21 protein-coding genes are annotated in these 23,229 nt (G+C 38.2%); 10 read left to right on the forward strand and 11 right to left on the reverse strand.

Translation table 11 applies throughout. The annotated features are described in order from the left end of the window. Positions 1-102: 102 nt before the first annotated feature. Positions 103-2,235: an anaerobic carbon-monoxide dehydrogenase catalytic subunit gene (cooS, locus tag CLO1100_RS17820; RefSeq protein ID WP_014315164.1), complete on the forward strand. Its 2,133-nt coding sequence runs from the start codon at positions 103-105 to the stop codon at positions 2,233-2,235. 32 nt (positions 2,236-2,267) lie between these two features. Continuing rightward, on the forward strand, positions 2,268-2,612 hold the full coding sequence (locus CLO1100_RS17825) for a cupin domain-containing protein (RefSeq protein WP_014315165.1): 345 nt from the start codon (positions 2,268-2,270) through the stop codon (positions 2,610-2,612). Between the two features lie 63 nt (positions 2,613-2,675). On the opposite strand, the gene CLO1100_RS17830 is transcribed toward CLO1100_RS17825, so the two are convergent. Continuing rightward, entirely contained in the window at positions 2,676-3,578 is a 903-nt protein-coding gene (locus tag CLO1100_RS17830; protein WP_041700516.1) for a YitT family protein, read from the reverse strand. 207 nt (positions 3,579-3,785) lie between these two features. Here CLO1100_RS17830 and CLO1100_RS17835 point away from each other — a divergent pair, with 207 nt between their 5' ends. Further along, positions 3,786-4,529 carry a WecB/TagA/CpsF family glycosyltransferase gene (locus CLO1100_RS17835; RefSeq protein WP_014315167.1) on the forward strand — a complete coding sequence of 248 codons (744 nt, stop codon included), beginning with the start codon at positions 3,786-3,788 and terminating at the stop codon, positions 4,527-4,529. A gap of 289 nt (positions 4,530-4,818) precedes the next feature. On the opposite strand, the gene CLO1100_RS17840 is transcribed toward CLO1100_RS17835, so the two are convergent. The 7 genes from CLO1100_RS17840 to CLO1100_RS17870 all read right to left on the reverse strand — a co-directional run bounded on the left by CLO1100_RS17840 (position 4,819) and on the right by CLO1100_RS17870 (position 11,632). Further along, on the reverse strand, positions 4,819-6,696 hold the full coding sequence (locus CLO1100_RS17840) for an FAD-dependent oxidoreductase (RefSeq protein ID WP_014315168.1): 1,878 nt from the start codon (positions 6,694-6,696) through the stop codon (positions 4,819-4,821). 140 nt (positions 6,697-6,836) lie between these two features. Next, entirely contained in the window at positions 6,837-7,367 is a 531-nt protein-coding gene (locus CLO1100_RS17845) for a hypothetical protein (protein WP_014315169.1), read from the reverse strand. 28 nt (positions 7,368-7,395) lie between these two features. Continuing rightward, positions 7,396-7,746, reverse strand: a complete 351-nt coding sequence (locus CLO1100_RS17850; protein WP_004621433.1) for a type II toxin-antitoxin system PemK/MazF family toxin — start codon at positions 7,744-7,746, stop codon at positions 7,396-7,398. Further along, positions 7,740-8,024, reverse strand: a complete 285-nt coding sequence (locus CLO1100_RS17855; protein ID WP_014315170.1) for a ribbon-helix-helix protein, CopG family — start codon at positions 8,022-8,024, stop codon at positions 7,740-7,742. Before CLO1100_RS17855 ends, CLO1100_RS17850 begins: the two co-directional genes overlap by 7 nt. A 152-nt stretch (positions 8,025-8,176) precedes the next feature. After that, positions 8,177-9,346, reverse strand: coding sequence for an alanine racemase (gene alr, locus CLO1100_RS17860; protein ID WP_014315171.1), 1,170 nt, complete (start codon positions 9,344-9,346; stop codon positions 8,177-8,179). Between the two features lie 88 nt (positions 9,347-9,434). After that, on the reverse strand, positions 9,435-10,985 hold the full coding sequence (locus CLO1100_RS17865; RefSeq protein ID WP_014315172.1) for a bifunctional ADP-dependent NAD(P)H-hydrate dehydratase/NAD(P)H-hydrate epimerase: 1,551 nt from the start codon (positions 10,983-10,985) through the stop codon (positions 9,435-9,437). A gap of 20 nt (positions 10,986-11,005) precedes the next feature. Next, on the reverse strand, positions 11,006-11,632 hold the full coding sequence (locus CLO1100_RS17870; RefSeq protein ID WP_014315173.1) for a hypothetical protein: 627 nt from the start codon (positions 11,630-11,632) through the stop codon (positions 11,006-11,008). A 301-nt stretch (positions 11,633-11,933) separates the two neighbouring features. Between CLO1100_RS17870 and CLO1100_RS17875 the strand changes: the two genes are divergently transcribed. The 5 genes from CLO1100_RS17875 (at position 11,934) to CLO1100_RS17895 (ending at position 16,991) form a co-directional block, all read left to right on the forward strand. Continuing rightward, entirely contained in the window at positions 11,934-13,208 is a 1,275-nt protein-coding gene (locus tag CLO1100_RS17875; RefSeq protein ID WP_014315174.1) for a nucleotide sugar dehydrogenase, read from the forward strand. Between the two features lie 65 nt (positions 13,209-13,273). Next, positions 13,274-14,521 (forward strand): glycosyltransferase family 4 protein, encoded by a 1,248-nt coding sequence (locus CLO1100_RS17880; RefSeq protein WP_014315175.1) that lies wholly within the window; start codon positions 13,274-13,276, stop codon positions 14,519-14,521. Positions 14,522-14,537: 16 nt separating this feature from the next. Next, on the forward strand, positions 14,538-15,032 hold the full coding sequence (locus tag CLO1100_RS17885; protein ID WP_014315176.1) for a DUF4330 domain-containing protein: 495 nt from the start codon (positions 14,538-14,540) through the stop codon (positions 15,030-15,032). Between the two features lie 34 nt (positions 15,033-15,066). Next, a complete protein-coding gene (locus CLO1100_RS17890; RefSeq protein ID WP_014315177.1) occupies positions 15,067-15,588 on the forward strand; it encodes a hypothetical protein in 522 nt (173 codons plus the stop codon). A gap of 26 nt (positions 15,589-15,614) precedes the next feature. Further along, entirely contained in the window at positions 15,615-16,991 is a 1,377-nt protein-coding gene (locus CLO1100_RS17895; RefSeq protein ID WP_014315178.1) for an O-antigen ligase family protein, read from the forward strand. A 366-nt stretch (positions 16,992-17,357) separates the two neighbouring features. Here CLO1100_RS17895 and CLO1100_RS17900 read toward each other — a convergent pair whose 3' ends face one another. Beyond that, positions 17,358-18,821 carry a glycosyltransferase family 39 protein gene (locus CLO1100_RS17900; protein WP_014315179.1) on the reverse strand — a complete coding sequence of 488 codons (1,464 nt, stop codon included), beginning with the start codon at positions 18,819-18,821 and terminating at the stop codon, positions 17,358-17,360. A gap of 145 nt (positions 18,822-18,966) precedes the next feature. On the opposite strand from CLO1100_RS17900, the gene nudC reads away from it, so the two are divergent. After that, entirely contained in the window at positions 18,967-19,803 is an 837-nt protein-coding gene (gene nudC / locus CLO1100_RS17905; RefSeq protein WP_014315180.1) for an NAD(+) diphosphatase, read from the forward strand. Positions 19,804-19,873: 70 nt separating this feature from the next. On the opposite strand, the gene CLO1100_RS17910 is transcribed toward nudC, so the two are convergent. Continuing rightward, a complete protein-coding gene (locus CLO1100_RS17910) occupies positions 19,874-20,311 on the reverse strand; it encodes an Hsp20/alpha crystallin family protein (protein WP_014315181.1) in 438 nt (145 codons plus the stop codon). Between the two features lie 174 nt (positions 20,312-20,485). After that, positions 20,486-22,057: a stage V sporulation protein B gene (gene spoVB, locus CLO1100_RS17915; protein WP_014315182.1), complete on the reverse strand. Its 1,572-nt coding sequence runs from the start codon at positions 22,055-22,057 to the stop codon at positions 20,486-20,488. 379 nt (positions 22,058-22,436) lie between these two features. On the opposite strand from spoVB, the gene CLO1100_RS17920 reads away from it, so the two are divergent. Beyond that, complete coding sequence (locus CLO1100_RS17920) at positions 22,437-23,213, forward strand: C40 family peptidase (RefSeq protein WP_014315183.1); 777 nt, start codon at positions 22,437-22,439, stop codon at positions 23,211-23,213. Positions 23,214-23,229: the final 16 nt, after the last annotated feature.

A 23,229-nucleotide genomic window follows, 5' to 3' on the forward strand; every position in this document is an offset into this window, starting at 1 on the left:
AAATTTTTTATATTTTATATAAAGTCATATGTATAACTCATGCATACAGAAATCCATAATTGTACAACATATATATGAAATTACAATTTAGGAGGCTTTTTAATGTCAGATAAGGATATAAAAAACTCTTTTGAAAAAAGTGCTGAAACTATGAGGGGAGATAACACAACCTTCGGTTCAAAGCTTACAAAAGAAGACTCAAATGATCCCAACACTCACTCGGATATTCATAATCGTATCAAGATTGATTATGACAAGATTGAAAAATCTCCGTCAATGGAGGAAGTTCACAAGTGGCAAAGAGAGCATATTAAGAAAAATGACCAGTCCAAGGAAGGTTATCCTCTTAATGTTATTATCGACCCTGCTATGAGAGAAATGTACCAGGTTGTCCACGACTCGGGAATGACCAATGTATTTGACAGGTTCAGTCAACAGCAGCCAATTCAATGTAAATTCTGTATTGAAGGCCTTTCCTGTCAGCTTTGCGCAAACGGCCCTTGCCGTATTAATGACAAAGTACCTAGAGGAACCTGTGGTGTTGACGCACACACAATGGTAGCCAGAAACTTTATGTATCGTCATGTAACAATAGGTACTTCCGCAAATATATTTCACTGCCATCAAGCAGCAAGAGCTTTGAAGGCTGCCGGAGAACACCCTGATAGCGGACTTAAAATAAGAGACCCTGAAAAGTTAAAGAAATATGCCGATATGGCAGGTCTAAACGCTAATCAGCCAATTGAAAAACTGGCTATAGAGTTTGCCACATGGGTTATGGATGATATCCACGCTCCGTTCCATGTTCCGTCAAAAGCTGTAGAGGCCTTTGCTCCGACTCAGCGTAAGGAACTTTGGAACAAGCTGGGTTTGTTCCCCGGAGGCGGTTACAGCGAAGTTGCCTATGCACAGACACGTTGTATGACAAACTTTACTTCAGATCCGGTTGAATTTCTCTTAAACAGTGTACGTCTTGGTGTTGCAAATGAATATCAGGGACTGTTCCTCTTGGATATTTTACAAGAAATCCTCATGGGAACTCAGGAAATTGCCCAAAAGAAGCAGAACATGGGACTGCTAAAGGAAAATATGATAAATGTTGTTACAAACGGACATATGCCATTGCTTGCCCATGTTGCAATCGATCTGGCATCAACTGATGAGTGGCAACAAAAAGCCAAGGCCGCAGGTGCAGACGGAATTCAGATACTGGGCCATGTATGTGAAGGCCAGCAATTGATGAACTATCAGGGAACACACAACCAGAAGGGTTATGGAGGGCAGGAAGGTGAATGGCTTTCGCAAGAATATCTCCTTGCAACCGGGGTTGTTGACCTTTTCATGTTCGACTATAACTGTACGGTAGCTACCATGCCTTTGTTTGCAAAAAGATTTGGTACAAAACTTTTAAGTACCCACCCTGTTATACAGCTTCAGGGAACAGAAACATTGGACTTTGTTCCCGAAAAAATGAACCAGCAGGCTTCAAAAGCATTGGATATGGCAATCGATGCCTTCAAGCAGCGTAAATCAGAAAACAGGAAAACCTATATTCCACCTCATGTATCCGATTGTACTGTCGGTTTCAGTACTGAACCTATAAGAAATGCTCTTGGAGGAAGCTTTGACCCTCTTATTGAACAGATAGCAAACGGTAATATCAGAGGTATTGCGACCATAGTTGGATGTACCACAGCCCGCTTTGGTCAGGGAGGAAGCAATATATTCAAGATAACGAAAGGGCTTATTGCCAATAACATTCTGGTTCTTTCAGGGGGATGTACTTCTTCTGTAATGGAATACACCGGGTTAACAGACCCAAAGGCTGCCGACGAATGCGGCGAGGGTTTGAAGGCAGTCTGCAAACAGCTTGGAATCCCTCCGGTACTTTCATATGGTGCTTGTGTGGATATCGGAAAAATGACTCATACCGCAAAAGAGCTTGCAGATGCCCTCAAAGTGGATACAGACAAGCTGCCGCTGGTAATCGGAGCCCCTGAATACCTTGAACAAAAGGCTGTGGCAGACGCATGTACCGCAGTAGCTCTTGGCTGGCTTGTGCATATCGCTCCTGTACCTTCTATTACTGGTAGCGATGTAGTTGTAAAAACCCTTACCGAGACAACAGAAACTCTTGGTTTAGGTAAGGTAGTAGTAGAACTGGATGCCGAGAAAACTGTTCAAATTTATGTTGACCACATTGAAAAGAAACGTAAAGAACTGGGCTTGAATTAATACCATTTGCAACATTGGAAAGGAGAACCGGAATGGAATTGAAAAATATTCAAGATAGTATGGTTTTTAATGAAAAAAATCTGACCAAGAGAATACTATTTGCCAACCCGAAAGTACTGGCTTTTGTACTGAATTTAAAGGCGGGACAAACCCTCCCAGTTCACAAGCATGAAAATTCAGAACTCATTTATTATGTTCTCACAGGCAGTGGTGAAGTCAGGATCAATGATGATGTTTCTGAAATCTCTTTCGGTTCGGTAGGCACTGCCAGTGGTCAGGACGATTTCAGTGTTCCTTTAGTAAAAGAGGATTTAAGTCTTTATGTTACCATCAGTCCTAATCCGACAAATGAAATGTACTCAAAAGGAATAGAGTAATACTGCAAAGAATAATAACCGTTTATCTTCATTTTGAATTTAAACGGTTATTATTTTTTTCATTTACTTTGAAACAGTTCCTGTAAACCCTTCTCCCAGAACCTCCCTTACATCGGTAAGTATCATAAAAGCGTTTTTATCAATCTCATGTACGATCTCTTTCAGCTGTTGAACCTGCGTCCTTGCTGCTACACACAGCAGTACATTTTTGTCTTTTCCCGAATAAACTCCTCTACCCTTTAATTCAGTAACTCCTCTGTCAAGTTCTACAAGTAGTCTTCGTGATATTTCATTCTGCTTTTCCGAAATTATAAAAATAGCTCTGGCGTAGTCTACACCCTCAACAATAGCATCAATTACTTTAATAGTGATAAAAAGGCTTACAAGCGAATATAACCCTATTAGAATACTGTTAAAGACAATAATAGCAAACATAATTATTATTGCATCTATGGCAAGCAGCATTTGTCCTATTGTCAGACTGTGAAACAGCCTGTTCAAAAGTTTTGCAGCAAGTTCAGTTCCTCCAGTGGTAGCATCCATTTTTAGAACAATGCCAAGTCCGATTCCACTTAAAAAACCTCCGATTATACTATATAACAGTATATCGGGAGCCACAGAACTCGATGTTCCGTCAAGCAGAAGTTTTTGTGCAATATTTCCGATATATTTTTCAGTTGCATCGATGATTACTGATAAAATAACCGTTCCGTACACAGTTCTTATAAAAAATTTTCTTCCTATAAACTTGTAACCCATGAGAAAAAGGGGCACATTAATTGCAAGCATTGTAATTCCTATACTTAGTTTCCCGTTTGTCAGATAATAGAGAACCGTTGCAAGTCCGCTGAGTCCTCCGGGTGCTATCTTGTAAGGAACAAGAAATATATTTATTGCTAAAGCGGTTATTACTGCCCCAAATGTTATCAGCAAATAGCTTTTAAGCGTAGATAGTACTTTTCCCATATTCAACAACTAACTCCCATCTGAATAAAGATAAAAAAACATATATACATAATATATGTTTTTTTAGATTATATAAACAGTTATTTTATTTACAAGAATATTCTGCCACAAGTTTTTTTAAGGGGATTTGCACAACATTGACAAATAAATATAGATAATCTAAACTTTAAAGTGTTTTTAACAAACAATGGAGGTTATTTATTTTTTATGAGGAAGCTGGTTAATATAGCAGGAATTAATATAGATAATATAACTATGGAACAGGCGGTTGAAAGAGTTTACGAATTTATACAATCAGGCCAAAACCATTCAATATATACACCCAATGCAGAAATCATGATGGACGGAATTACAAACAAAGAACTTAAAGAAATTCTTAATACTGCAGACATGTTGGTTGCAGATGGTGCTGGGGTAGTTCTTGCCTCAAAAATATTGGGAAAAAGTGTTGCAGAAAAGGTGTCCGGCTTTGATCTGGCTAAAAATCTCCTTATAGCTTCATCAAAAAGACCTATAAAGTTTTTCCTGTTCGGCGGAAAACCGGGTATACCTGAAAGAGCCAATGCCAATGTCATATGTGATTATCCTGGAGCTGAAATCGTAGGTACCAGAAACGGCTACTTTTCAAAGGAAGATGAAAGCGAAATAATTAACCAGATAAACAATTCAGGAGCCGATGTCCTTTTTGTCTGCCTTGGAGCTCCGAAACAGGAGGAGTGGATTCATCAACACAAGGAACAGCTTAAGGTTAAGGTATGCATGGGGTTAGGCGGTACAATTGATATTCTGGCCGAAAATGTAAAGCTCGCACCTGATTTTTTCAGAAACCATGGTTTAGAATGGCTATATAGGCTTTACAAAGAACCATGGCGTTTCAAAAGAATGTTGAGACTTCCAAAATTCATATTTTATATTTTAGGTGTAAAATTGGGATTTATTAAGATTAAATAACTAACTCCCGTATAAAATTATATCAATGATTGCTTCCAAGATATTTGCAAGAGTTTATAGCGGCTCATCTTTGGATATTTTACCGTCGCTCACATTCATCGTCCATGATTCGTTGTGTCGCTAAAACCTACATCGTGATAGGTTTTCCGGTAAAATATCCGTGTTCGTCGGTAAACATCTTCAAATATCTTTAACCAAGCTTCCATTGATACATTTTATACTCCTTAGTATAGGTTAAGAAAGATAAAAATTAATTTTGCAACATCCTCATTTAGTTCCTTCACATAACTTATTTCAAGGCCTTTCCCGTTATCTTCTCTATAGCCTTTACAGCAGCATAATACATTTCTGAGTATTCTACATCTGATTTATTTCTAAGCTTCTGTATAAGAGTATCGTCAATAAGTCCCTGTTTGCAGGCTTCATCATAATATTTTTTATCTGCAACCTTCTTTCCTGACACATCCAAAAGTATTTGTGCCAGCTTATCCTTGGTTAAAGGTTCATCCTTTAAATACACTCTGAGGGTAGCATCAAAATCATAGTTATACTTATCCGGTGCGGTTCTAACCACTCCATTTAATATTACGTATGCAAAGTCCTGACTTTTAGCCTTCTTGTTGAATTTAAGATCATTTGTAATTCCTCCGCTGAGCAAACCTATATTAAGTAGCTTTTCAGCATACTGATAACTCCAGTTTGCAGTAAGACTTGTTAAGTCCTCTTTTACATCTGACATAAATATTCCCTTTTTCCGTAACACCTTTTCTATTTCAGCCTGAGTATCCAGATTATAATCCTCAACTATATGAGGAATATCTATTTTCTTTGAAATGCTGTAGGCGGAGATTATTCCTGCGGCATACCCAGAACCCGATTTACTGGAATTTGAATTTATAGCACTCTGGACCAAAGACGAGCAGGAAATTTTATCACCTGTCATAAGAACATTGGTTAAACCTTGAGGAATCATTGAGCGCAGCGGAATATAAAATATCTTTGGACTGCAGATGATATACCCGTTTCCGTCCTCCATAGTCATTGTGACGGGTCTCGACGCAGTGCTGATTCTGTCGCTGAATCTCTTACCGGTAAGTATATCTCCAAGTGTTAAATTATAAAGTCCTTTGAAGTGATATGCCGAAGGCCTGATAAATTGTGCTGCAATGCTTAATCCTCCGGCATTTTTAAACGGCTCCAGATTTAGCTTTAGAAATTGAAACAAGTCCATACATTCTTTTGAAGCAATATTATAATACTCCTGAATCTTCTTTTCATTTTGTAAATCAACATTTTTAACGGTAATTCCTTCAATAAGAACCTTTTTGTCTCCTTGATCTGATACATTAAACCCTGACACGGACACATTTGAATTACTTGTATTATATTGTTTCAATAGGCTGCTAATAAGCATTTTCTGCTCATCCATTAATTTTTCAATCTGTTTGTAATCAACTCCCGATATCATGAAATTAAGATATACAGGGGGGAACAAATTTTCAACGCCAATATCGCTATATCCTGTGCTATACGGCACATTGCCCTGTTTAAGTATTTCTCCCTCTTTTGTAGCGTCAATGTACTGTTTAGCGGTTATTGTTCTTTTTCCCTTGGAAGTATTAAACTCTATTTTCTGAATCCGGCCATTTTGAATTGCCATTTCAGTAATCTGGGAATCATACATTACATCAAGGTTTTTTTCCTCTGAGACCATTTCCTTGACTGTTTTTAGATAATTACCTATGTTTATAGCTTCTCCTGCTTTGTACCTGATTTCTTTAAATATGTCTGAGCTTACGTTGTTTCCTGTTGGAGTAACATCCGGTGACCAGCTTGTGTCATAGGAACCTCCCATCTGACTCCCAAGTTCCTTATCAGAGCATACCAGAAGGGTTTTAGCTCCCACATCCGCTGCTCCCAGCGCTGCACTGATTCCATCAATACCGTCGCCGATAACTGCTATATCATAATTATCCGAACCTTTGTCACTTCCCAAATTTTCAAGAGTAACATCATTGCCGGTTTCAAAATAATAGTCTTTTTTAAATATCATTGGCCGGATTGCGAAGAAAAAGACTATTATGGCAATTGTCAGAACTAACACGACCCTGACCAGAATATCAATCCTTTTATCCAGTTTGGTTGATGGCTTGGTTTTCTTTTTCATTTCGTCATTATCCTCTTTAATATTTTTATTTTTATATATACGGTTATCTTGTTTTTAAACAAACAAAAAAAGAAGCTATTTATAATATCGACTATAAGCTTCTTTTTCTTAATAATTGTATTTTATATGTAAGTTTAACACTATTTGATTGTATATGTACCTTTTATCATTATATCTGCAGGTGCATTTGCCTTAATACCTCTTCCGTCAGCTTTGGGTATGAGAAGAAGCTGATTGTCGGGTATCGTCTCGCCGTTTTTAATATCTCTTCCTGATATCAGATTTGAAACTCCACCTGTTGCTGTGGAAGATACATAAGCAACAACTTTGTTTTTAGTCCTGACAATAATTTCACAACTTTCACTGCCAATAAGGGTCTGTCCTGCCTGAAGCTTGATTATTTTGAAAATCATACTAGCTTTCAGATCAGCAATCTCTTTTTCAAGCTCCACTACCTTTTTTTGTGCATCGCTTGTCTGTATAAGAGTTTTTAATTCGTTCTCCAAAGCATCTATGTAGGTTTTGTCATACAAAACTGGGGAACTGCTTGTTGAAGTTGGCGTTGTAGCAGCCATAACAGCAGGAGCAATATGTAGCAATGCGAATCCGCCAATCAGTATTAGAGCTGTAATTATATACTCTTTTTTTATTCTCTTAAACAATCCTCTCATAAAATACCTCTCTTTCGTATATTAATGTCTATATTTCAGAAAGTCCGAAGCTAACCTCCAGAGCATTGTTGACTTTTGTCATAAGGTCATCATCAAGGTGCCCTATTTTTTCCCTTAGTCTCTTCTTGTCAATAGTTCTTATCTGTTCAAGAAGAATAACAGAATCTTTTGCAAGACCGTATTCCAGAGCACCGATTTCAATATGAGTCGGCAACTTAGCTTTATTAATTTGAGAAGTAATTGCAGCAGCAATTACTGTAGGGCTGTATTTATTGCCAACATCGTTCTGTACAATTAAAACCGGCCTTACGCCGCCCTGTTCTGAGCCAATAACCGGGCTCAGATCAGCGTAATAAATGTCTCCTCTTTTAATTACCACGTTTCCTCCATCTCCCCAAGCCGTTCCTCATACTTGCACTGCTGCTCGTTGTCGGCTGCAAGGCAAACCTCCGCCAGCTTAAGATTTATTTCAGCCATTTCTTCGTAGCCAAGCTTCATTTCTTCCCTCAAACGAATTTTACGTCTTTCCCTCAAATAAAGTATCATCGCTTCTCTGACGAGTTCACTTCTATTGGTTTTTTCGACGGTAACCATGTTATCTATTTCCTCAAGTAAATTATCCGGAATACTGACCATTATCTTTTTATATTGAGACAATTTAAACCCCCACTCTCTACTTTAACCCTTTATATTATTTTATGCGGTTCAAAGAAGATAATTATAGTTTATGTTATCATATAGTAGTATTATAATATTCCGACATATGCGAGGTCAAATTAAGTTTTTATTACCAAATCCTCCAAATCCGCTTATATCAAATAATTCAGGATTTTCGATATCTTTCCATCTTTGACAAAAGCCCTTGGAATTCTTTTACCAACTATACAAACCAATTCATAATTAATCATACCGATTGTGTGGGCAACATCCTCTGCTGTAATATTATTTTGTCCCTGAGAACCAATTAATACAATCTCATCTCCTACTTCAACGTTACATCCAATATCAGTTATATCCACCATACACTGGTCCATACATATCCTTCCGACTACAGGTGCAAACTCACCGTGAATAAGTACCTTCCCCTTATTGCTTAGCATACGGTTGAATCCGTCAGCGTAACCGATGGGTATTGTAGCAATCTTTGAAGTTCTGCCGGTTGTAAATATCCTGCCGTAGCTTATGGAGGTGTTTTTTTCGACTTCCTTTACCATAATTACATTTGCTTTAAGGGTCATAGCCGGTTTTAAATCAATCTTTGACTTATCAACTTCATCAGAAGGGTACATGCCGTAAAGTATTATCCCCGGCCTGACCATATCAAGATGCATCTCAGGGTATTCAATGATTGCCGCACTATTTGCACAGTGCTTAACCGGAATATGTATACCTATTCGCTGAAGCTCACAGCAAATACTCATAAACCTTTCAAACTGAGTATAGGTGTATTCCCTGTTTTTTTCATCGGCAGTAGCAAAATGTGTAAACAGCCCTTCAATTATGATATTGGGGAGACGGCTTATTTCAACAACGTTTTTAACCGCGCTGTACCCAGGCAGAAATCCTATTCTGGACATTCCGGTATCAATCTTTATGTGGATTTTTACCTTTTTGCCCTGCCTCACTGCTTCATCGGATAAGGCCTGCGCCAAATCATGGCTGAATACCGACTGTGTCACATCATTTTCTATTATTTCACTGGCTCTTATAGGATCAGTAAATCCAAGAATAAGTATAGGAACCTCTATACCTGCTCTCCTTAACTGTATTGCCTCATCCAGCATTGATACTGCAAACCGTGATGCCCCATTCTCAAGTAGGGTTTTTGCCACCTCCATTACTCCGTGTCCATAAGCGTCTGCCTTGACTACTCCCATTATCTCAGCATTTTTGCCGGTAATTTTCCTTATTTCTCTAATATTGTGTGCAATATTATCAAGGCTTATTTCAGCCCATGCCCTGTTAAGTTTGTATTCCATTTTACTCTTGCCCCCACAAAACTTTATCTTTATGTTTTTTCTATCTTTTAGTATATCCAAATAATGTTTTTTGAAAACATATTGTCCATCAAATTGTTTCAAGTATTGCATTAGGTATATTTTCTACTATATCCATTGCATTAAGTCCGTATTCACCTTTCGAACGTGCAGCTATATCTCCTGCCAGTCCGTGGAGATACACCCCTGCGATTGCAGCATAGACGGAATCGGCTCCCTGTCCCACCAAAGACGCTATTATGCCTGTGAGGGAATCCCCGCTTCCGGCGGTAGCCATACCCGCATTTCCCGTAGAATTAATATATACATGCCCTTTTTTATCTGCAATAACCGTTCTTGCACCCTTAAGTACAACAGTAACACCCCATAGTGCTGCAAACTTTTTTGCCACGTCAATACGGTTATCCTGTATATATGAAATATTAAGGCCTGTAAGTCTTGACATCTCTCCGGGATGTGGAGTTACAACAACCTGATTTTTGAAAACCCCAAACAGTTCGGTATTTTGTGCAATTATATTCAAAGCGTCGGCATCAAGAATCATAGGTAAACCGGATGTCTCTGCCAACCTTTTTATTATATTATATAAACTTTTTTCGGAAGAAAGACCCGGGCCTATAGCGGCGACATCACATTTTTTTAATAATTCAGTTATTTCATCAAGATTCTTTTCGCTGATTATGTCACTGCTGTCAGCAAGGTTGACCGCCACTGCTTCGGGTACAACCGTTTGGCAAACATTTATAAGATTTGACGGAATGGCCATATATACAAGTCCTGAACCTGTACGTAGACAAGCCTTGGCAGTAAGACAGCCGGAGCCGGCCATGCCTGTTGAGCCTGAAACAACTGCAACCTTGCCGCAGTTGCCTTTATTGTATTCTGCTTTTCTAGATGGAATCAAAGATTTGACATATTCACGGTCAACCCATGTTGTTGTCTCAGTTATATATTCAACCGCCTGACTTGGCATACCAATGCCTTCAACTACCAGTTCCCCCGTATAGTCCGCCCCGGGATAAACCAGCTGTCCTATTTTCGGAAGCTGGAAGGTAACGGTTTTGTCTGCCTTTATACATGCATCCGAGGTTTTGCCCGTAGCTGAATCAATACCTGAGGCAATATCTATGGAAATAGTATGACGAGAGTATCTGTTTACAATATCTGCAACCTGCTTTATTATTCCTTGGATTTCTCCTCTGAAGCCCGTTCCGAAAATACCATCCAAAACCAACTCTGCTTTCTCAATATCCGTGCAAAGCTCTTCTTGTGTTGAGTTGACACCTAAATATTTTACGGGTACACCCATAGTCTCCAGTATCTCAAAATTCACCTTTGCATCACCTGTTAAAGCTTCCTTACCAAAAAGGCAATACAACTCTATTTTTTCGTTCTGAATCCAAAGGTGCCTTGCTGCTGCAAAAGCATCCCCGGCATTGTTTCCTTTTCCTGCTATTATTACTGCATGTATTGGTAAACGATGTTCCTTTTCCAGATATAAGTTTACATGTTTTACTACTTTTAAAGCAGCGTTTTCCATAAGTACAATACCGGGTATCCCAATATTATCAATGCAGTACTTATCTATCATTCCCATTTCTTTTCCGGTAACAGCTTTCAAACTTAATCACCTGCTTTTTCCTATTTGCTAAAATAAATTTCATCCAGTTTTTGCAACTCATCTTTTCCGAGCAAATCATGAAAGTATGAATATGTGTCAGAGTAATCTTCTGCCAGAAGCTCCCTCTCCTCAATCATTTTTTTGAGGCTTTCTTTAGCTTCCGCAATCAGCTTGTCAAGTTCCGAGACCCTCACCTGATTTTCCCTTATTGAAAAGTACACCTGCTTTACAGTGTACTCCAAAAGCTGCAGATTTTCCTCCCTGATTTCCTTCGGGATATCCAGAAGCCTTTCTTCATTTTCTTCCACTTTCTTATTTATAGCTACTATGGATTTTTCACATTCCTGCATTTTAGTATGTGCTTCCTTGTTGTTTTTGTCAAAAACCTCTGTTGTAAGCCTAATAATGCTGTCCATACATTCTTTCTTTTTTATTGAAATTTCCTTGGATTCTGTGATTAATCGGGATTGTTCTTTTAAAAGCTCCTTTATACGATTTTCACATTCTATTATATCATTGGTTTTTTCCATGTTTTTAAAAAGTCCGTTCCATCTTTCGTCAAGTGTAAGCAATGAGATATCGTTTTTGAAAAGAACCTTTAAGTCAAAACCGTGAGCTCTATTCTTTTTATTAAAAATGTTCCACATTTCAGCCTCCGCAGCATTAAGCCTTATCCCCTAACTACAATAAACACGCATTTTCAAATTATACATCAATAGTCAATCGAAAGGATTAATTTAGTATATTAAATATATCGGTATAAATAGGAAAATGTTTCACTTTTTAATATTTATTAATTTAATGTAAACATCATATACATGGCCCCTTAAAATTTGACATTGAAAAATGGAAATGTTAAACTATTGTAGTGTCAAAATATTGTCAATACTCGTTTTTGGAGTATTTTTACATTAAATTTTGATGTTCATTTTTTAAACAATAAGGGAAGTGATTGTCATTAACAATAAGAAAAAAATATGTATTATCGGTCTTGGTTATATCGGACTTCCAACTGCCGCTATGTTCGCAACACACGGACACAGTATTGTAGGAGTTGACGTAAAAAAAGAAGTTGTTGATTCACTTAACCAGGGGAGGATAATCATTGAGGAACCTTATCTGGACATTATGGTACAGGCAGCTGTCACATCAGGGAATTTGAGAGCACAGCTCACTCCTGAGGAAGCTGATGTATTTATTATATCGGTACCGACACCAATCAATGCTGACAAGACAGCAGATATGAGGTTTGTACGCTCGGCAACCGAATCTATTGTGCCTTACCTGCGTGAAGGCTGCGTTGTAATATTGGAATCTACATCACCACCGGGAACTGTTGAAGGTCTGATGCTTCCTATTTTAAAGGAATCAGGTCTTGAAATAGGAACCCAGCTTTTGGTTGCACACTCTCCTGAGCGTGTATTACCTGGTAAAATTCTGGTTGAGCTTGTAGAAAACAATAGAATTGTCGGAGGTATAAATGCGGCATCCAGCGAAGCTGTACGTGATCTCTACAGAACTTTTGTAAAAGGAGAAATTTTCCTTACCGACGCTACAACCGCTGAAATGTGCAAGCTCATGGAAAACACATTCAGAGATGTTAATATTGCTCTGGCTAATGAACTTGCGAAGCTTTGCGAAAAAATGGGGATAAATGCATGGGATGTTATTAAATATTCTAATAAACACCCTAGAGTTAATCTTCACCAACCCGGCCCCGGCGTTGGAGGACACTGCCTTGCAGTTGACCCTTGGTTTATTGTTGAAAAGGAACCTGAGCTTGCAAAGATAATCAAACTCAGCAGAACAACCAACGACAGTATGCCTCATCACGTATTCAATCGCTCAAAGAGTATTCTTTCAGCGGTTGACGGAATTAAAAAGGTTATAATCCTGGGTGCAACCTACAAACCAAATATTGACGATATGCGTGAAAGCCCGGTTATGGAACTGGTTGAACTGTTTGAACAGGACCCAGGTTTTGATGTTTGTATTTATGATCCTCATATTGCTTCACATAAGCTTATCTGCAACGACCTTGAAGAAGCAGTAAGCGGAGGACATCTGATTATACTTGGTGTTAACCATGATGAATTTGCTAAAATCAACTTTTCCAAGCTGCAGCCGCTTATGGCACAAGCCAACATATTTGATACAAGAAACTTCTATGACAGATCGGCCTTGATAGCAGCAGGCTTCAATGCTTATCTGCTTGGAGCATAAAAACAACAGACTGCCCTTCGGTTTTTAGGCTCCGGAGGGCTTTTCTTGAATTTGAAAGGATTCTCATGAAAAAAGTACTTATGATCGCACACCAGTTTCCTCCTATTGGCGGCTCAGGTGTTCAAAGAACTGTAAAATTTGTTAAATACTTGAGAAATTTTGATTATGAACCTGTTATACTAACCAGAGATGCCTTGAAAGCGGCTTTAAAGGACGAAACACTTTTAAAGGACATTCCTCAGGGGATAAAGGTTATCAGAACAAAGGCTTGTGATTTTGCTGCTCTTCCGGGAATATTCAAATACTTCGGGAAGGTGGTAAACAAGCTTCTAGTACCCGATTCAGAGAGAGTGTGGCAGCATTTTGCCCGTAAACAGGCTTTGGCTGCAATAAAAGATAACAAAATAGATGTAATATATACCACGTCGGCCCCCTACAGCGATCATCTACTTGGTGTGTACCTGAAAAAGCACTACCCTGAAATTCCACTGGTTTGTGATTTCAGGGACGAATGGACCAATAACCCTTACCATGTCAGAAAAGGGCTAAGGGCAAAAACTGAACGTAATCAGGAAAAAATGGTTCTCAAGTATGCTGACTGTCTTATTACCAATACTCCGGTAATGCTTTCAAACTTTTTGAGGGACAACCCTGAAACCAAAAGTAAATTTTATGTAATACCAAACGGCTACGACGACGAAGATTTTGATGGTATGGAAAGTATTGTACCTTCAAATGACAAGTTTACACTGACCTATACCGGGCTTTTATACGGCAAGAGAAAACCAGACAATTTCTTTGAAGCTCTCAAAAGAGCTATTGATGAAGGGAGTGTGGACAAGTCAAAAATAAATGTCAGGCTCATTGGAAATTATAAGGTTGAGCAGCTGCAAGCAGTTATAGACAGCTACAAATTAAATGGAATTGTTTCACTTATGCCATACATGAAGCACAGAGAATGTCTTTTAGAACTCATTAAATCTGACGCTCTTCTGCTTATAGAACCGTCTGGCCCCGGTGCTGAAGCTTTTTATACCGGCAAGGTTTTTGAGTATATGAACACCAAACGGCCCATACTAGCTTCAATTCCCGAGCATGGTGCAGCAGCACAGCTCATAACAGATACAAAAACGGGTCTGGTTTCAGACTTTAATGATATTGAAACTACCAAAAAGAACCTTATTGAACTTTATAATTGCTGGACTAACGGCACGAACCCGGTAAACCCGGTAATTGCAGAAGTTAAGAAGTTTGAAAGAAAAGAGCTTACAAAGGCACTGGTAGAAGTATTAAATAATTCATTTAAAAAGTAACTTGGAGGATTTTAACATGAAACTAATTGATGAAAAAGGCAGATTATTCGGGAAGGTTAACATTATAGATCTGGTAGTGGTTTTACTGGTTCTGTTATTGGTAGCAGCAGTTGGATACAAGGTTTTAAGCCCCAAAATAGCTACTTCTCCTACTGCACAGGGAGAAGTAACTGCAGTTGTAAAATGTACTTTCAGAACCGATACAGTTATTAGTCAGGTTAAGGCAGGACAACAGCTTGTTTTTGGCACTGACTACATTCCAAATGCAACCATTGCAGAAGTTAAAGCCGTCCCCTCCGATTATTTGACAACAGATGCACAGGGTAAGGTTCATATGGAGAAACATCCTACTTTAAAGGATATCTATATAACAGTAAAAGCAAAAGTCAATACAAATGCAGCAATATTAAAGGTTGGTACACAGGATCTTTGTCTTGGTAAGAAATTTACAGTAAAGACACAAACTATGGAAATGGACGGTAACGTTGAAAGGGTCACTATCGCCAAATAATCAGTTAACTTAATTTGAACAGGTGGTGATATATATGGAACAACTTACCAGTACAAGTGTTATTTTCAGAACAGCCAACGGCTTAACCCGCTGGTTTAAAGCTTCAGTTTTATTTAGTGTAATGTGTGTCATATTGGGATGGTGCAGAAACAGCCAGATAAACCGTTTTATTTTGTGGTATCTGGGGAGAGATTCTTCTTTGAAGTATTCTGCAACCTACAAGGTTTTTTCACGGATTTTCGGATTATTTGACAGGCTTTGGGACAAGTTGTGTGACTTTGGTGCAAATTGCGGAAGTTCCAGTGCTTTTATTTCCTTCATAAGAAATGCTTTTTCAGGTTCCGGCAGTTTTGCCTCCTTCTCCCTTATGATACTGTTTTTCAGTATAGGATTTGGAGTAACAACTTTGGCTTTAGGAACATTTAACACGATGAAAGCTGCTTTTATTATATTGGGAATAGTCGTGTCCCTGCTACTTTTACCCGGCAGGAGAAAATGGAAAGCTTGCCTTGAAAACAGCATGTTCTGGCACTTTGTGCAATACATTTTTGATTAAATAGTCAGTAAGGATAAACAAATACTATGAATAAAAAAACTGCTGTAATATTATTGATATTGGGATTACTGGCAGGGGTGTGCGGAGCTTTTGCACCGACCTTTCTGCTGGTTGCATTTATTGCAGGCGTAATATTTACTGCTGCAATGATGTTTGATTATTCAAAATTCTTATATGTTCTGGGGTTTTATGTGTTAATTGACTACGTATTAAGGTATGTCATATCAAGTGCTTTGCTTGCAAGCTTCTGGGATGAACTGCTGTTTGTATTTGCACTGTGTCTGTGGCTGTACAAATGGGTGGTTTACCGTAAACAGGACGGCTATGTTGCAACACCTTTAGATATACCCCTTGTATTTTTCGTGGTAATCTCTATATGTTTAGTTCTGGTTAATTCACCTATAATGCCAATCGGTATTGCCGGCTTCAGACAAGTTGTACAGCAGATGCTTTGGTATTTCGTTGTTGCACAACTTGTAACCTCCAGTAAGAACATTAGATGGTTTCTGTACATTATGGTATTTATCGGTGGAATTCTGGGACTTCATGGAATCTACCAATATGTTACCCATGCAGAAATGCCCTCCTACTGGGTTGACAGGCTTGAATCCGGGATAACAACAAGAGTTTTCTCAATAATAGGAAGTCCTAATATTCTGGGAAGCCTTATGGTATTGCTGATACCCGTTGCAATTTCCTTTGTTTTCAGTGAAAGGAAAATTTTTAAGAAAATTGTATTTGCCGGAATAACCCTTGCAATGTCTGCAACTCTTATATTCACATCTTCAAGGTCTGCCTGGATTGGCTTTGTGGTAGCAATGGGCGTGTATTTCTGGCTTAAAGATAAGAGACTCATTTTATTGCTGGCTCTGCTGGTTGTTGCCGCATATTTTGCAGTACCTACCATTGCACACAGAGTAAACTATCTGTTAAGTCCTCAATACATGGTAAGCAGTGCAGCCGGAGGAAGAATCGCAAGATGGTCTATAGGTATTGCAGCACTAAAACAGCACCCTTGGTTCGGCCTTGGACTTGGACAATTCGGTGGCGCAGTTGCTCAGAACTTTAAGATACCGGGTGCATTCTACGTTGACAGTTATTTCTTAAAGATTGCTGTTGAAATGGGTCTTGTAGGCTTTGCATCATTCTGTATTCTAATATATAACGCTCTGGCATGGGGTATCCGTGCGGTTAAGAGAACAGCAGACCGACAAAGCCTCAGCATGGCGCAGGGTGTTTTTGCAGGAATGGTTGGCGTTGTGGTTCCTAACTTTGTTGAAAATGTGTTTGAGGTTCCAATGATGACAGCCTATTTCTGGATGTTTGCAGCCGTCCTTATAGCCCTTGGTTTTACCATACCTAATCAGGGGTTGAAACGCCTTAACGTGGGAAGTATAAGATAGCTGAAGATGATATTAAATGAAGATGATATTAAAAAAGAGCTGGTGCAAAACAGAAAGTTTTTTGTTTCAACACCAGTCCTCCCGTATAAAATTATATCAATGATTGCTTCCAAGATATTTGCAAGAGTTTCTAGCGGCTCATCTTAGGATGTTTTACCGTCGCTCACATTCATCGTCCATGATTCATGGTTTCGCTAAAACCTACATCGTGATAGGTTTTCCGGTAAAATATCCATGTTCGCCGAGAAACATATCAAATATCTTTAACCAAGCTTCCATTGATATAATTTATATTCCTAAATACTGGTTAAAAAAATAAAAATCAATTTGCAACAAGCCCTTTGGCTTTTAGTTCAGCGATTGCATTTATATCTCATATCTCTTTCCTGCTTCAAGAAAACCTGTCCCAAAGACTATCAGAAGCGGGATAACCGGCATATGGTATCTGGACTGAACTTCCAGAAACGTGTATGAAAGCAGCAGTCCTCCAAATATCATTAATATAATCAGGGAATCATACCGTTTCTCCTTCAAAGTGTAAAAGCAAGTACAAACAGCCATAAGAATAATCAGAATATAAAATACCTGTGACACGGCATAGAATATCCTTGGATGTGACTTTAGCGCATTTTCAGCTTTGGAGCCCTGTGATGATATTGTACTCCAGTAATACCCGTAATTCTCATTTCCCCATTGTATTTCAAATTTTCTAAGTGCAAGTTTTGCAAAACCAACGGGATCGTTTTTTATTCTGCTAAAGGCTATGTCCTTGGCTTCTTTCTGAACTTTTTCAAAATCAAAATTATTCTTCTCGATTAATGAAAAATCTTCATTGTTAAACATTCCATTAGCTTTACTATTTGTACCTATCATCAGATTAAAGCCTGAATCCGATTTAGTAATGTCAACACCTGTTGCCTTCTGTATTGGCAAGTTTATAAGGTTAACAACTGCAAAATATACTGCTATAAAAAGCACTATTGACTTAATACCCAATACCAAACTGGTAAAGTTATCAGCTCTGTATCGTTTATACAGAAGTATAAACACTGCAAAAACAGGCAGCATAATCATTGCCATAGGTCTTATTAGCTGAGCTAAAGCGGTAATAAAGCCTGCTCCCAGTAACATAAGGTTTCCATTCCAAAATCCATGATTTTTGTAAGTATATTTCTTAATAAAATAAAGTGTCAGCAATACCGCACCAGTAAATAGCACCAGAAACACATGCTCGGAGGCAATAACAGAGGTATACATAATCTGTGCAGGCCACAAGGCACACAACAATGAAGCCACTCTTCCCGCCCTCTCACCGTAAAGCATTTTACCCCCCGCATAGATAATAAATACAAGTGCCAATGAAAGTAGAATATTAAAGATTTTTATTGTCCATAAACCTGAACCGAAAATTGAAAAAAGTCCGGCCAATACCATTCCAAAACCGATTTTAAAAGGAAATACTGCATAGAAATCTGCAAATCCTTTGAAATCTCCCTGACTTGCATTAACACCATAGTTATATAAGTGCAAAAAGTCTGAAAAAGGCTGAGTCTGAATATACCAATTCCATATCAAACGAGGCACTACAGCAGCCATGGCCAGCGAGATTACGAAAACTGCCTTATTTATCTTTGTCAGAATATTCAGCCTATATATTGCGAATAAGCCCACACCTGCACCTATAAAATATACAATCCCAGCGATTAAAGGCAGTTTCAGCGCAGAGGGCCCTGATTTAAAAGCAGCAATCAAAGCTACTGCTGCCAGAAGTCCAATAGCACCAAATACTATAATATAAAATATTATGTCCTTGATTTTTGTTTTTTTCAAAACATCACTCCTCTTATTAAAATATTCCAAATATTAAGAATACAATTTATTTTAACATAACCGGGTAAATAATACCTTATAATTTGATTTTCATATATTCATATGGTAAGCTAAAGCTTATTATTTATTTTTGAGAGGTAAGCTTATGCGTACACAGAATATATACAAAAATTATGAACCTGCCGTGACCGATGTTAATAAAGATTTCAAATGCGGCTACTGGTTTGTTTTTTGTTCAAATAAACTCTTGATTTCAAATGAAGAAAGTGGTGCAAAAATTCCGGTTTACAGTGAATTAGCGGGACTTAGCCAAGTATTAACTGCCCCGTTGTATCTGGGGAAATTTTACGGTCAGCCTGCATATTGTATCGCTATTACCGACAACACACGAGCTCCGTCGGGAATGTCTTTTTTAGATTTGAGGTCAACCTTCGGAGTACTGGATGAAGACTCTTTTTTGCTGGCAAGTAAGGCTGTACAAGTAATTGCTTGGGAGCAAACCCACCGTTTCTGCGGGAAATGCGGTTCTTTAACACAAGACCTCACTGGCGAACGTGCAAAGGTTTGCCCTGAATGTGGTTTTATAAGTTATCCCAGAATTTGTCCAGCAGTAATTACCACAGTTTTTAAGGGAAATAAGATATTGCTGGCTCACGCACGTTCCTTCAAAGGTGACATACACAGCCTGATAGCCGGTTTCGTGGAGGCCGGTGAAACACTGGAGGAAGCTGTTGAAAGAGAGATAATGGAGGAAATCGGTATAAAGGTTAAAAATGTAGAGTATTGGGGCAGCCAGCCATGGCCTTACCCAAACTCACTAATGCTTGGTTTTACAGCAGAATATGAAAGCGGAGAAATAAATGTGGACGGGGTTGAAATATCCCATGCTGAATGGTACGACGTTGAAAACCTTCCGGAACTGCCGCCCAAGGTCAGTATTGCCAGAAAGATAATAGATTGGTACTCACAAGGGCGTCCCTGAGTATAAACTTATATATATTGAAAAATGGCTGCAACCCCATATATTACTGGGTTGACAGCCATTTTTATTTTTATTGAATCTCTATCCTATTATTAACCTTTTTGGTTTCACTTTTTGGAAGAACAATTGTGAGAATTCCATTTTCATACTTTGCGGAAACATCCTCATTTTTAACATTTTCAACATAGAAGCTTCTGCTGAAGGAGCCGTATCTTCTTTCTTTTCTTATATAATTGTCTCTCTCTTCCTTTGACTCCTGATTCTGTTCAACTGCGATAGTAAGTGTATCGTCTCTTAAATCCAACTTGATATCTTCTTTTGCAACACCCGGAATTTCCGCTTCTACGATGAATTCCTTTTCGTTTTCCTTGATATCTGCTCTTATTGGGGTTCCTCCTGTAAATCCTAAAAAGGAATCATTGAAAAAACTATTGAACATATTTTCAATATCCAACAGGCTTCCTCTCTCCTGCACTTTGTTGTTTCTGAATGGTACTATTCCAAACATACAAACACCTCCGAAATAATAATTAATTTTATTTGTTTTATTTTGATTTTGACTTTCTTTGACCTTGTGATTATATTTTACCCGTATATCTCTGATCTTTCAATATCATATTTTGACCTTCTCTGACTTTAGTGTATTACAAAATCCAATCACACTTAAATATATCGTAAATCCTTATCCTTTCTTAAAATTTCTCACTTTTTTACTTCTAATCCCGAACAACTGCAATATTTCACGCCAGTCTATAGCGCCGACTAAAGCCATTAGAAAAACAGCTATTACAATATATGCACATACTGCGAATAATGTTTGCCATGCTACCGAAAGATTCATAAAATTGAAAAAACTATATATATATTTGCTGGATAAAACAAGAACTGCAGTTACACCCGCGGGCAGCACTACCCACTTTCTCAAGTCAATCACCATTCCGGTATTTTTTGTTATTATTATGAAATTAAGGATACAGAATATGAAATAGCTGATTATAATACCAAAAACATATGCGGGTATCCCATAAACAGGTATCAGATAATATACACAGAGGATTCTTATAACCGACCCTATTATTGAATTTGTAAGTAAAAGGCCCTGCTTCCCTAACCCGTTCATGATTCCGGTCAGTATCTGCTGAAGATAGATGAATATACATGTAAAGGACAATAAAAACATTGTGCTTCCAACGTTCTGCCCAGGGTATACCAAGTTTGATATTTTGCTTGGATAGCAGGCAAACAAGGCCATAAATACAAAACCAACCACCATCGTAATCTGAATTGATTTTGATATTCTGAAATTAACCCTGCTGTAATTCTTTAGTGAGATGGATTCAGAAATAGCAGGAACAAGTGTTGTTGCAAGTGATGTTGTTACCAATGCAGGAAAAAATATCAGCGGCATTGCCATCCCGGCCAGTTTACCATATTCCTCCATACATTGTATGTAATTCAGCCCTCCAACAAGAAGTCTTCTTGGAATTAGAATTACTTCTATCGCCTGCATTACGGACATTATAAACCTGTTAAAGGAAATGGGTACTGCACAGTTCAGAATGGATTTTACCAGTTCCCTTTTTCTGGTACGGCCTTTATTGTTTTTTATAATAGTATGAGGATATTTCTTATAACGGTAATAAATGGCCAGGACAAATAAATTTGACATTTCCCCCAAAGCCATACCCAATGTAGCCAAAGCACATGCATATTCTAGCCCTGCTTTTAAAAACTGTGAGGCAAATATCAATACTATACCTATTTTAACAAGCTGTTCAACTATCTGGGATACGGCTGTAGGCGTCACTTCCTGAATCCCATAAAAATAGCCCTTGTAAGCTGAAGCTGCTGCAATAAAAGGTATACACGGTAGTAATATCCATACTGAAAAATATGTTCTGCTGTCTTTTAATAAAATGTTTACTATAAAATCAATATTAAAATATAGTACTATTGATACAAATATACTTGTAACAAAAACTGCAAACAACCCTACTTTAGATATGCGTTTTATGTTAACAGCATTTCCTTTTGCAAGTTCCTCAGCAACCATCTTTGAAACTGCAATAGAAACGCCTGAAGTTAATGTCAGAATTATCAAAGTGTAAAGCGGTACAATAAGTTGATAAACGCCCATTCCCTCAGCACCGATGAGGTTTGACAGATATATTCTGTAAACAAAACCGATTACTCTTGTTACCAAGCCTGCGGCCATCAAAATTATTGCACCTGTTATAAACGTTTTTTTGGTCATGTGTACCTCAGTATTTTTAATCTTAAACTATAATATTGAGGTTGTTAACCTTTTATGACTCTAGGTTTCCGGCTGCATGGCATTTATTTCAGGTTGATACTCAGGAACAGGTCATTTATAATAACCACATCAGCTGCTAACACACTAGCCATTCGGTGCAAGCAGTCTACAGCTTATATAAGCAGACAGGCCTTTAGCCTTAAACTTAATCCAGTGAACACTTTGTTCGTCACGAAGCAGATCAAGTTGTTTGAACATTTATTTAATTTAATAACAGTCATTTAGATATAGAGAAAGACGATGACAGGGATAAAAATAACCCCGGGTTTCATTTGCCTTATTTTTTTATGCTTTGGAACAGGGGTAAATGGAGGTCAATATGATTAATCTTAATAAAAGGTTTGTATCAGGCGTTATAGCTTTGTCTTTATGTGCAGTTACTGCTGTACCTATTTACAATCTTGCAGCAGTAAAAAGTGAGAAAATTGTTATTCCGGAAACAGAGTCATACATGTCTGATACCGAAAATGCAGTAAAATCAGAACGTCAATTATTATATAGCAATTTAAACTACTCGGCGTCGGCAGCGCCTAAAACAGAACTGACACAAGCGGTAACTAAAGCAGCCCCGGCAAAAAAAACTGCAAGTAAGGCTAAAACAGCAACCACAAGTACAACTAAAAAAACAGCTACAGTAAAAAAAGCAACTGCCTCACCGACCAAAAGAAAAACTGCCGCAAAACCGGCTACAAGCAGAAGCTATGCAAGTACGGCTCCTGCAACAACTTCAAGGGCAGCTGCAATAATATCTACTGCAAAGAATTATATAGGTGTACCGTATGTATGGGGTGGTACAACTCCAAGTGGGTTTGACTGTTCCGGTTATACTAAATACGTTTTTGGAAAGCACGGAATTAGTCTTCCTAGAACAGCTGCAGAGCAATACAATGTTGGTTCATATGTTTCAAAGGCAAATCTTAAAGCCGGAGACTTAGTCTTCTTTACAACATATAAGGCGGGTCCGTCCCACTTGGGTATTTATATGGGTAACGGAAGTTTTATTCATGCAAGTTCTTCTAAGGGAGTTATTATCTCCAGCCTTAGTAACAGCTATTTTGCAGAAAGATATATAGGGGCAAGAAGAGTAATACGATAACCGAATTTGTGTTACA

This window comes from Clostridium sp. BNL1100 (assembly GCF_000244875.1).
Taxonomy (GTDB): domain Bacteria; phylum Bacillota; class Clostridia; order Acetivibrionales; family DSM-1351; genus Ruminiclostridium.

Excerpts from the sequence above, each read along its gene's own strand:
- cooS (WP_014315164.1), top strand. The coding sequence starts at position 103 with ATGTCAGATAAGGATATAAAAAACTCTTTTGAAAAAAGTGCTGAAACT.
- CLO1100_RS17825 (WP_014315165.1), top strand. The coding sequence starts at position 2,268 with ATGGAATTGAAAAATATTCAAGATAGTATGGTTTTTAATGAAAAAAAT.
- CLO1100_RS17830 (WP_041700516.1), bottom strand. The coding sequence starts at position 3,578 with ATGGGAAAAGTACTATCTACGCTTAAAAGCTATTTGCTGATAACATTT.
- CLO1100_RS17835 (WP_014315167.1), top strand. The coding sequence starts at position 3,786 with ATGAGGAAGCTGGTTAATATAGCAGGAATTAATATAGATAATATAACT.
- CLO1100_RS17840 (WP_014315168.1), bottom strand. The coding sequence starts at position 6,696 with ATGAAAAAGAAAACCAAGCCATCAACCAAACTGGATAAAAGGATTGAT.
- CLO1100_RS17845 (WP_014315169.1), bottom strand. The coding sequence starts at position 7,367 with ATGAGAGGATTGTTTAAGAGAATAAAAAAAGAGTATATAATTACAGCT.
- alr (WP_014315171.1), bottom strand. The coding sequence starts at position 9,346 with ATGGAATACAAACTTAACAGGGCATGGGCTGAAATAAGCCTTGATAAT.
- CLO1100_RS17870 (WP_014315173.1), bottom strand. The coding sequence starts at position 11,632 with ATGTGGAACATTTTTAATAAAAAGAATAGAGCTCACGGTTTTGACTTA.
- CLO1100_RS17880 (WP_014315175.1), top strand. The coding sequence starts at position 13,274 with ATGAAAAAAGTACTTATGATCGCACACCAGTTTCCTCCTATTGGCGGC.
- CLO1100_RS17885 (WP_014315176.1), top strand. The coding sequence starts at position 14,538 with ATGAAACTAATTGATGAAAAAGGCAGATTATTCGGGAAGGTTAACATT.
- CLO1100_RS17890 (WP_014315177.1), top strand. The coding sequence starts at position 15,067 with ATGGAACAACTTACCAGTACAAGTGTTATTTTCAGAACAGCCAACGGC.
- CLO1100_RS17895 (WP_014315178.1), top strand. The coding sequence starts at position 15,615 with ATGAATAAAAAAACTGCTGTAATATTATTGATATTGGGATTACTGGCA.
- nudC (WP_014315180.1), top strand. The coding sequence starts at position 18,967 with ATGCGTACACAGAATATATACAAAAATTATGAACCTGCCGTGACCGAT.
- CLO1100_RS17910 (WP_014315181.1), bottom strand. The coding sequence starts at position 20,311 with ATGTTTGGAATAGTACCATTCAGAAACAACAAAGTGCAGGAGAGAGGA.
- spoVB (WP_014315182.1), bottom strand. The coding sequence starts at position 22,057 with ATGACCAAAAAAACGTTTATAACAGGTGCAATAATTTTGATGGCCGCA.
- CLO1100_RS17920 (WP_014315183.1), top strand. The coding sequence starts at position 22,437 with ATGATTAATCTTAATAAAAGGTTTGTATCAGGCGTTATAGCTTTGTCT.